This is a genomic window from Oscillatoria sp. HE19RPO (assembly GCF_024220515.1).
Lineage (GTDB): Bacteria > Cyanobacteriota > Cyanobacteriia > Cyanobacteriales > Laspinemataceae > Laspinema.
The window spans coordinates 22213-31044 of the sequence record NZ_JAMXOT010000307.1 but is presented as its reverse complement, the minus strand read 5'-3'; the positions used below and the strand labels follow the sequence as shown (position 1 = coordinate 31044).

General features: G+C 50.2%; 7 protein-coding genes. 5 read left to right on the top strand and 2 right to left on the bottom strand.

Annotation, left to right across the window (positions count from 1 at the left end; all coding sequences use genetic code 11):
* Nucleotides 1–210: 210 nt before the first annotated feature.
* The 3 genes from NG833_RS31040 to psbV2 all read left to right on the top strand — a co-directional run bounded on the left by NG833_RS31040 (nt 211) and on the right by psbV2 (nt 2307).
* Nucleotides 211–567: a hypothetical protein gene (locus NG833_RS31040; RefSeq protein ID WP_375293947.1), complete on the top strand. Its 357-nt coding sequence runs from the start codon at nt 211–213 to the stop codon at nt 565–567.
* 413 nt (nt 568–980) lie between these two features.
* A complete protein-coding gene (gene psbV / locus NG833_RS24530; protein WP_254567898.1) occupies nt 981–1472 on the top strand; it encodes a photosystem II cytochrome c-550 in 492 nt (163 codons plus the stop codon).
* A 334-nt stretch (nt 1473–1806) separates the two neighbouring features.
* A complete protein-coding gene (gene psbV2, locus NG833_RS24525) occupies nt 1807–2307 on the top strand; it encodes a photosystem II cytochrome PsbV2 (RefSeq protein ID WP_254567897.1) in 501 nt (166 codons plus the stop codon).
* A 5-nt stretch (nt 2308–2312) separates the two neighbouring features.
* Here the strand turns inward: psbV2 and NG833_RS24520 are convergent, their stop codons facing one another.
* Nucleotides 2313–3878 carry a diguanylate cyclase gene (locus NG833_RS24520; protein ID WP_254567896.1) on the bottom strand — a complete coding sequence of 522 codons (1566 nt, stop codon included), beginning with the start codon at nt 3876–3878 and terminating at the stop codon, nt 2313–2315.
* 345 nt (nt 3879–4223) lie between these two features.
* Here NG833_RS24520 and petJ point away from each other — a divergent pair, with 345 nt between their 5' ends.
* Nucleotides 4224–4556 carry a cytochrome c6 PetJ gene (gene petJ / locus NG833_RS24515; protein WP_254567895.1) on the top strand — a complete coding sequence of 111 codons (333 nt, stop codon included), beginning with the start codon at nt 4224–4226 and terminating at the stop codon, nt 4554–4556.
* Nucleotides 4557–4767: 211 nt separating this feature from the next.
* Nucleotides 4768–5475, top strand: coding sequence for a rhomboid family intramembrane serine protease (locus NG833_RS24510; RefSeq protein WP_254567894.1), 708 nt, complete (start codon nt 4768–4770; stop codon nt 5473–5475).
* Nucleotides 5476–5708: 233 nt separating this feature from the next.
* Here the strand turns inward: NG833_RS24510 and NG833_RS24505 are convergent, their stop codons facing one another.
* Nucleotides 5709–8825 (bottom strand): tetratricopeptide repeat protein, encoded by a 3117-nt coding sequence (locus NG833_RS24505; RefSeq protein ID WP_254567893.1) that lies wholly within the window; start codon nt 8823–8825, stop codon nt 5709–5711.
* Nucleotides 8826–8832 lie beyond the last annotated feature (7 nt).

Here is an 8832-nt window from a genome sequence, read left to right as displayed (position 1 = left end):
GCGCCCCTACATTCACGGGGCTACTCCGTTGATCCGTCACTACGAACGTTTTAGAGATTTTATTTTTTGCAATCCCCTAAGTCCTTTGGCAATCCAGTCCCTTGCCTGAAAAGGGGGATAAGCATAAAATTTAGCAAAAGTCAAAGGTAAGAAATACCTAATTTGTAGGGAATTTATTAAAGATTGTAGAGAGACTTAGGGAAAGAAGAATTGAAAAATTCCCGAGAGATTGCCGGAGTGGTGGTGGGTGTTCCACCGATGAGAGCATCATCCATCCGGTCAGCAAAAATGCAATTTTTAGAAAGTGCCACTTACTGGCATGATAATGATATTGAAAATGGCTTAATGTTGACCTGTCTGCCAAAAATTATGGGTTTCGCTGACTTGTCGATTTCGGAAATTGCTCAAGACTATAATCTCCCGATTGAGGAGGTCCTGCGGTGGTGCGATGAGCTCAGGGTTGCTTATAAAAGTCCTCAAACCCGTTTGGCGTTGGAGGATGCCAAGGCAATTTTGAGTAAGATTCACGACAATTCCCAGGAGAATTCTGGATCGGACTGTGTTTGAGCGAGTTTTAACCGTGCGATCGCCGATGCGAACCCAGATTAGCGGCGAATGACGGGACCCCAGGCGAGTTCGGCAGTTTACCGGGCGATCGCGAACTAATACGGAATCCGGTTCTCAAAGGTCTATAAAAACCCACGCCCTCAAGGGCGGGGCTACACGGACGAAGCCTGCCGACGCCGGCTGAAGAGAAAATCGACTTTTACCAACCGGATTTGGTATAACACCCTTGACATCGAGCCTAAATCATGCACAAACGCGCTAACGGGTCAAGTCGTGACCCGAGGGCGAGGGAAGCATTTTGAAAGGATTCGATGGACATAGGAAGAGTTCCGAACCCGTGAGTAACCGAGCTAATCAAAGCCTGAGCTGTGTTTAGCGTTCAATACCATATCCGCTTTTTTTTGAGGAAAACCATGCTGAAAAGATGCATCTGGCTGGCTGTAGCCACTGTATTCTTCACCTTTCAAATATTTGTCGGGAATGCCACGGCAGTGGAACTCGATCGCGGGATCCGCACCGTACCCTTAAACGACAGTGGCGAGACCATCGTCTTGAGCTTGCAACAAGTTGAACGAGGCAAACGGGTATTTAACGATACCTGCTCCAAATGCCATGCCGGTGGGGTGACCAAAACCGACTTCAACGTGAGTTTGAGCCAAGAAGATTTGGCCTTTGCCACTCCTCGACGAGATACGATTGAAGGGTTAATCGATTACATGAAAAATCCGACGAGCTATGACGGGGAGACGGACATTTCCGAATTACACCCCAGCATTAAGAGTGCGGATATTTTCGCGGAGATGAGAAATCTGACCGAGGACGATCTGTTCGCGATCGCCGGACACATCCTCATTCAGCCTAAAATCCAAGGCATCCAATGGGGTGGTGGTAAAGCCTACCGCTAAATCGGACCATCGGTTACAGACTGGATTCAGACTCGACCGGGCCTCACGGATGTTGTAACGGAAGGACTCCAGTGCAAACGGGCGTTTTGGGGATTGGGAAGTCAGCGATCGGCCATCCCTCTCCCCGATGAGAGGCGATCGACAAGAGCGTGATTCTCCAAACCCCAAAACGCTCTATGCACAGCCTTGAACCCAACCGTTGTCTGTGTTATCGGAGTCAGCGGGAGAGTTTCTAACCCCGCCTGTACTTATCCCTTGAAGGATTCCCGACTCATCACCTGTGGAAATCCAGGACCAGAATTCGCGATTAAACTGCACCCCAAGTCAAGTGCTAATGTTGCCAAAATTTTTAATCCGCTCAGTGGTGGCGATCGTCGTCATCAGCCTGGGTTTTATGACTTTCACATTACCGGCACAAGCCGACTCGGTTGACCTCTATTTGCGCCGCTATTTGAAAGTCACCGAGCCTGTGCCCATCGAAATCAATCAGCAAGGAGAAACCCGCTTATTTTCCCCGGAGGCGTTGCATGAAGGCAAAGAGTTATTTAAACAACATTGCCTGAACTGTCATGTCGGAGGGGCGACTTTGCCCTATCCGGTGGTGTCTCTGTCCCTAGAGGACCTCAGCGGCGCGACCCCCCCCCGGAATAATCTCGAAGGGCTCGTCGCCTATATGCGTTCCCCAATGAGTTATGACGGCAGCGAGGACATCTACTGGTGTCGAGAGGTCTCAGAGACTTGGCTGCCGACGGACCAGGTAGAAAATATGGCAGCCTTTATTATCCGGGCGGCTCAAAAAGCACCGGGTTGGGGGACCAAAGAGTTTACAGGTTAAGGCCATTACCGAGCATCGAGAGGGTTAGGGTCGAATTTGCAGAGGATTTCCGAATAAGGACAGAACTGCACCCGATTGCGGCCCTCTCGTTTGGCTTGATATAAGGCGCGATCGGCAAACTCCAATAAAGCCTGGGGGTCTTGTCCGATTTGGACCCCGGCAGCGGTTATCCCCGAAAGTGGGGCAGTCGCCCCGCCAATGCTAATAGTCAAGGGAATTTGGACCCCTTCGGCAGTGATGAACGGTTCCTGGGCGATCGCCTCTCGCAACTCTTCCCCATATTCCCAAGCCGTTTCCGGTCCAATCCCCACGGTTAAACAAATAAATTCCTCCCCCCCATAGCGATAAAACCAACTATTCGCCCGGGCCCGTCTTTGCAACCGCGCCGCAATTTCTTTGAGCACTTCATCTCCGGTGGGATGACCATAAGTATCATTCACCCGTTTAAAAAAATCCACATCAATGGCAAACAGGCAAATATAGTCGCTATAGACCGACTTCTCCTGCGCCGCCGAATGGGGCAGCATCTGAGGCAGCGCCTGTTCCATCGCCCTGCGGTTGGGTAACCCGGTCAACTCATCGGTCAGGGCCAGAGATTCGAGTAATTTATTCCGAGCAATTAGTTGCTTGAGCAGGGCTTCTCGTTCTGATTCCGATTGTTGCAATAATTCCTGTAAGACCTCAATCTCCGCATACATTTCCATCGGGTCTAAGGCTTGCAACAAACTGGTTTGGGTGATAATTCCCCCGAGTTCCCCCTCATTTCCGATCACGACCAAGCGATGCACCCGCCGCCGTTGCATCTGCTGATGAGCTTCCCACAAGGAAGCAACCGGGGCGATCGGAAATAAGGGCGCACTCATCACCGTCGCGGCTCTGAGGCGCTCTAGGTCCAGTTCAAGATTGCAAAACTGTAACATATCCCGTTCGGTGATGATACCCACGGGACGAACAGGTTTGATTTGACAGCTATCTGCGGACCAAACCCCCCAGTTTGAATCGAGGGGCGTTAATTCCTGGGGATCCGCTTGAGCGATCACGACGCAACTGACGTTATAAATTGCCATGAGTTTGGCAATATTGATCGCTGGGGTCGAGATGGGGGCATGAATCACCCGAGTGATCATCACTTCCGCCACTCGCCGCAGACGCATGAAATCAATCGGTTTGAGGACCGTGCGGATCCCCTGTTGGGTGAGGATACCCATGAGGGTGCCATTCGCATCAAATACGGGAAGATGGCGAATTCGATGTTGGCGAAATAGGGTCAGGACGGTGACGATATCTTGATCTTCGGTTAAGGATTCGGTCAGGGTGAGGACATTTTTTGTCATCACCTCGCCGATCGCCACCCCTTTAATTTCTTGAGAGGCTGCAATCATTCGGACCACATCCCGTTCTGTAAAAATCCCGATTAACTGCTCCCGTTGAGTCCCGTTTCCTCCCTGAGAGTCTAGGATGAGGACACCACTGGTTCTGGCCCGACTCATCAACGCGATCACGGCTTCTACACTGGTATCTGCCGTGGTGGTGATGGGTTGGGGATTGATCGCTTGTCTAAGAGAAGACACAAACATTTCAGCTACATCTTTTTGTTAAATCTCCCCATCACCCTTCAGTGTAAAGGACGAATGCCCAATCCTGATGGGTTGTGTCCCGGTGCAGTCCGGGCAAGAGGATGTCGGAGGGGAGCTAAATTGCCGACTTTCCCTCTACTGTAAAGGGTTTTCCCCCAGAGCGCTCGACCGGGTTGTGGAGGCAATGGGGGCTAGGGTTAGGGGGTCCAGCGATCGCCTCAGTTGGGGAATTTACGAAAAACATCACCGAATCGTTTGGGCATATCGCGTTGGATGTTAACGAACCGGGATAAAATACTTTTTGACTGAAAATTCTGAGTTGAATAGAGGAGAACTACTTTGAAGCGACTATTATCCATCGTTTTGCTGGCGATCGCCGTCCTGAGCGTTGCCTTCGTGCCTCCCGCCTTCGCTGGAGATGCCGCCAGTGGTGCCAAAATCTTTAGTGCCAACTGTGCCGCTTGCCACATGGGTGGGAATAACGTGATCATGGCCAACAAAACCCTGAAAAAAGATGCCCTAGAGCAGTACGCCATGAATTCTATTGACGCCATCACCAATCAGGTCAAGAATGGCAAGAATGCTATGCCTGCTTTTGGGGGCCGTTTGAGTGACGCTCAAATCGAAGATGTCGCGACTTACGTTCTCGAACAAGCTGAAAAAGGCTGGTAGATTGCTTGACTTATCCCCAAGGATGAGCCTCGCCCTGAAAGTCGGTTGAGACTTAGGCTTTCGGATTTGGGCAATTTCTGCCCTTTGAGATCAAACCCCTCTGGCTGCCGGAGGGGTTTTTTGCGGCGATCTCTGCCTCGGGTTATTTGGCGATCGTCCCGAGATTTGTTATGGTGGTCCCAAACCGTTTGAAAAAAGCAAGATAAAATCTGTGGTTCCTTTACATGATGAAACGCCGACGGAAATTACCCCTTATGTCACTTATGGCCTAATTGTTGTTAATATTTTGGTCTTTTTGTATGAAATTTCTTTACAATCCCAGGGACAACTCGATGGGTTTTTGCAAGAGTGGGCTGTAGTTCCCCAACAACTCTCCGCCAGTTTTGCCGGACAACCGACCCCTAGCGCGATTCCGGAATGGATTACCCTGTTTAGTTCTCAGTTTCTACATGGGGGTTGGTTACACCTCGGTGGGAATATGTTGTTTTTGTGGATTTTTGGAAATAACGTTGAGGACTGCTTAGGGCATATCAAATACATCATTTTTTATTTAGCCTGTGGCGCTTTAGCCGTTTTAGCCCAGTGGTTTTTTTCGATGGATTCAACGATTCCCTCGTTAGGGGCATCTGGGGCGATCGCTGGGGTGATGGGGGCTTACATTCTGCGCTATCCTAAATCCAAAATTCTCACCCTCATTCCCTTGGGATTTTTCCTGACTACTTTCCGGATTCCGGCAGTGTTCTTTCTCGGGTTTTGGTTTTTCCAGCAAGCCTTGTACGGCATTGCCGGACTCGCCCAACAAACCAATATTGGCATGGAAAGTGGCGGGATTGCCTATTGGGCGCACGCGGGCGGATTCATCGTCGGTGCAGTGTTAGGTCCGTTACTGGGATTGTTTAATAACCGGCGATCGGTTTAACCCTTCCCCGATTCTCCAAGTTAGTAGTAACGACTTCAGTCGTTTCTTGCTCTTAAGTTAGTAGTAACGACTTCAGTCGTTTCTTGCTCTTAAGTTAGTAGTAACGACTTCAGTCGTTTCTTGCTCTTAAGTTAGTAGTAACGACTTCAGTCGTTCTTTATCCTCGTTCCCTGGCAGAGCCTGGGAATGCTCTCTTGGAGGCTCTGCCTCCTACCTCACTTAACGCATATCCCTCACTTCCATTCCCCCTGCAACGTAAACGCTGCCCAAAAATAGGGAGACTTCCACTCCTCACTTGCCAACATCTCCAACTGCGCCTCCCGCAACGCTTGGGTCGGAGTCAGGTTTTGGGAGAGCATTTTCCCATAAAACTTCGACATCAACCCGGCAGTTGCATTGTCATCCACATTCCATAACGACACCACCAACCGAGGAGTCCCCGCATACATAAACCCGCGAGTCAACCCCACCAACCCCTCACCGCGAATCGAGTCTCCCAGTCCCGTTTGACAAGCGGAAAGCACCACCACCTGAGCATTCAACTGGAGATTAAAAATGTCATGCAGGCGCAAAAACCCATCCACTCCATTCCCTTGCTCATCCACCAGAGATAACACCACCCCAGACAACTCCGGATTGCTACTACTCACAAACCCGTGAGTAGCAAAATGTACCATTTGATACTGAGTTAGATCCGTATTCGCCACCGTAGCGCGAGAGGCATCAAAATCAAACGCCGACATCGCCCCACCCCCAGGCACTAACGCCAAAATCGCCTCCGCTTCCTGACGAGTTCCCGGCAATGCAGGAATCGGACGCCCAATAATCGTCTCCGCAGAACGATTTACTACAATCCGACCCAAATCTGATGCCTTAACCGCAGTTTGTTCCGTAACCCGTCTATCATCTAGTTCAAACACCGGGTCCGCAATCAAAACCACCGTTTTCGGTGCCATGATTCGCCCTGCATCTTGTTGACGCAGAATTGCTAAAGTCGAGGAGGAAGGTAGATTGATAATCTCATGATTCACCAACAATGGCGTCAACTCATCCCTTTGTCCCGGAGTGGGTAATGCAGCAAATGGGATGAAATTCAACACCCCATCCGGAACCACTACTAACCGTTTCCCAGCCAATTTATCGGCAACTGGTGACAACAACATCTGACTGAGTTGGGTAGCAGAGGCATTGATTTGAGGAATGTTGGGAGACACGGTGATATTGCGACTCTCACCTCGATACTCGGGATTTTGCATTAACCGATAAAATTGTTCTCCCAGTTCCTCAATTTCAGCACGCGGGGGGAGTTCGTACACCTCTACACTGTCCAGAGTCACCGCCCAGAGGAAACTACGGTCTTCGCCCAAGGAATATTGTAAGAGCAAAGTATCATTATCAAGAACCTGCTGCTGAACTTGTTCATAAGTCAGGGGTTGAGGTTGAGTCAGGGCAGCATAGCGGGGGCTAGTGCGGCGAATTTCCGCCCTTAATTCATCCAGTTGCCGCAACAAGGTATCCATTTCTTGTTTGAGTACATTGGCTTGTTCCGGGGTATGTTGTCCCGAGAATAACTCCATACGCCGAGATTCCGTGGCATTGATGCGCTGCTGTAAATTGATTTCCTTCTCCCGCAGTTCAGGGTCAATCCCACTGCGGATATCAGCATTGGCTTCAGCCAGAATTTCTAACAACGTGCGAGCGCGGGCGCGTTCGCTGGCATTAAAGGCTTGTTTGTCATATCCTTTACCGGGATTTTGCTGGTGCAGTTGCATCAGCAGGTCGATGTACAATTCGTAGTGGGCCTGATTTTGAGCAAAGTAAGACTGACGCAGTTTTTCGCTGTCGATTTTGGTACGGAGGTCTTCGATAATGGCGATCGCTGCTTCCATGTCGGTGAGAGCTTCCGTGAGGTTGCTTTGAGTGCGTTTGATGACAGCGAGATTGGAGAGGCTAAGCGCTTCACTTCCCTTATCCCCAATTTGCCGTAATATGGGCACAGATTGGTTAAAGTAGTCTAGGGCCGCTTGGTTGTCTCCCAGATTATAGTAAACCAGGCCAATATTATTTAGGGTAACTGCTTCCTGTGTCTTATCCCCCACTTGCCGAGACAGGGGCAAGGATTGGTTGAAGGAGTCTAGGGCAGTTTGGTTGTCTCCTAAGGCTTCGTAAACCGTACCAATATTGTTGAGGGTTGTCGCTTCCCCTATCTTGTCCCCCACTTGCTGGGATAGGGGCAAAGATTGGTTGTAGTAGTCTAGGGCGGTTTGCTTGTCTCCCAACTCATCGTAAACCTTGCCAATATTGTTGAGGGTTGTCGCTTCCCCTATCTTGTCCCCCACTTGCCGAGACAGGGGCAAAGATTGGTTGTAGTAATCTAGGGCAGTCTGTTTGTCTCCCAGGTCGTCGTAAACCCGGCCAATATTGTTGAGGGTATTGGCTTCCCCTATCTTGTCCCCCACTTGCTGGGATAAGGGCAAAGATTGGTTGTAGTAGTCTAGGGCCGTTTGCTTGTCTCCCAACTGGGAGTAAACCCCGCCAATATTGTTGAGGATTCTGGCTTCCTGTGCCATATCCCCCACTTTCTGGGATAGGGGCAAAGATTGGTTCAAGTAATCCAGGGCTGTTTGCTTATCTCCCAACTCGGAGTAAACCATACCAATATTGTTGAGGGTTGTCACTTCCCACGATAGGTCGTCCACTTGCCGGAAGAGGGGCAAAGATTGGTTATAGTAGTCTAGGGCGATCTGCTTGTCTCCCAACTCGGAGTAAACCCCGCCAATAATGTTGAGGGTAGTTGCTTCCCCACGGATATCCCCCACCTGCCGAGATACAGTTAAGGATTGGTTCAAGTAGTCCAGGGCAGTTTGCTTATCTTCCAAGGCGGAGTAAACCTGGCCTATATTATTCAGGATAGCCGCTTCGGTTGCCTTATCCCACACTTGCCGTGATAGAGTTAACGATTGGTTGAAGTAGTCCAGGGCCGTTTGCTTGTCTCCCAGGGCGGAGTAAATTCGACCCATTCCCACCAGGACGGCTGCTTCCCTTGCTGCATCGCCTGCGGCGTGATAGGCTTGGCGTGCCGCTTCCCACTTTTGCAGGGCTTGTAGTAACGATTCGGCTGTCCCTTGTCGAAATAGCTGCAATCCTTCTTGCAACAACCGATCGCCCTCTGCACTACCCTCTGCACTACTACTATTCTGCGCGATCCAACTCTCTCCAATTCCGGTTAATTCTGATAACCGTTCCATCTCCTGGGCTGAACTTGTTGGGACAACAGTTGACCCCAGCAGCAGAGTGGCGACTATTGCTAATCCTGGCCGAGATAGAAGTAATAACGCTTGACGCACCATTGTTTTG

Bases quoted from the DNA above. Each gene is read 5' to 3' on its own strand.
- NG833_RS24505 (WP_254567893.1), bottom strand. From the start codon at position 8,825: ATGGTGCGTCAAGCGTTATTACTTCTATCTCGGCCAGGATTAGCAATA.
- psbV2 (WP_254567897.1), top strand. From the start codon at position 1,807: ATGTTGCCAAAATTTTTAATCCGCTCAGTGGTGGCGATCGTCGTCATC.
- psbV (WP_254567898.1), top strand. From the start codon at position 981: ATGCTGAAAAGATGCATCTGGCTGGCTGTAGCCACTGTATTCTTCACC.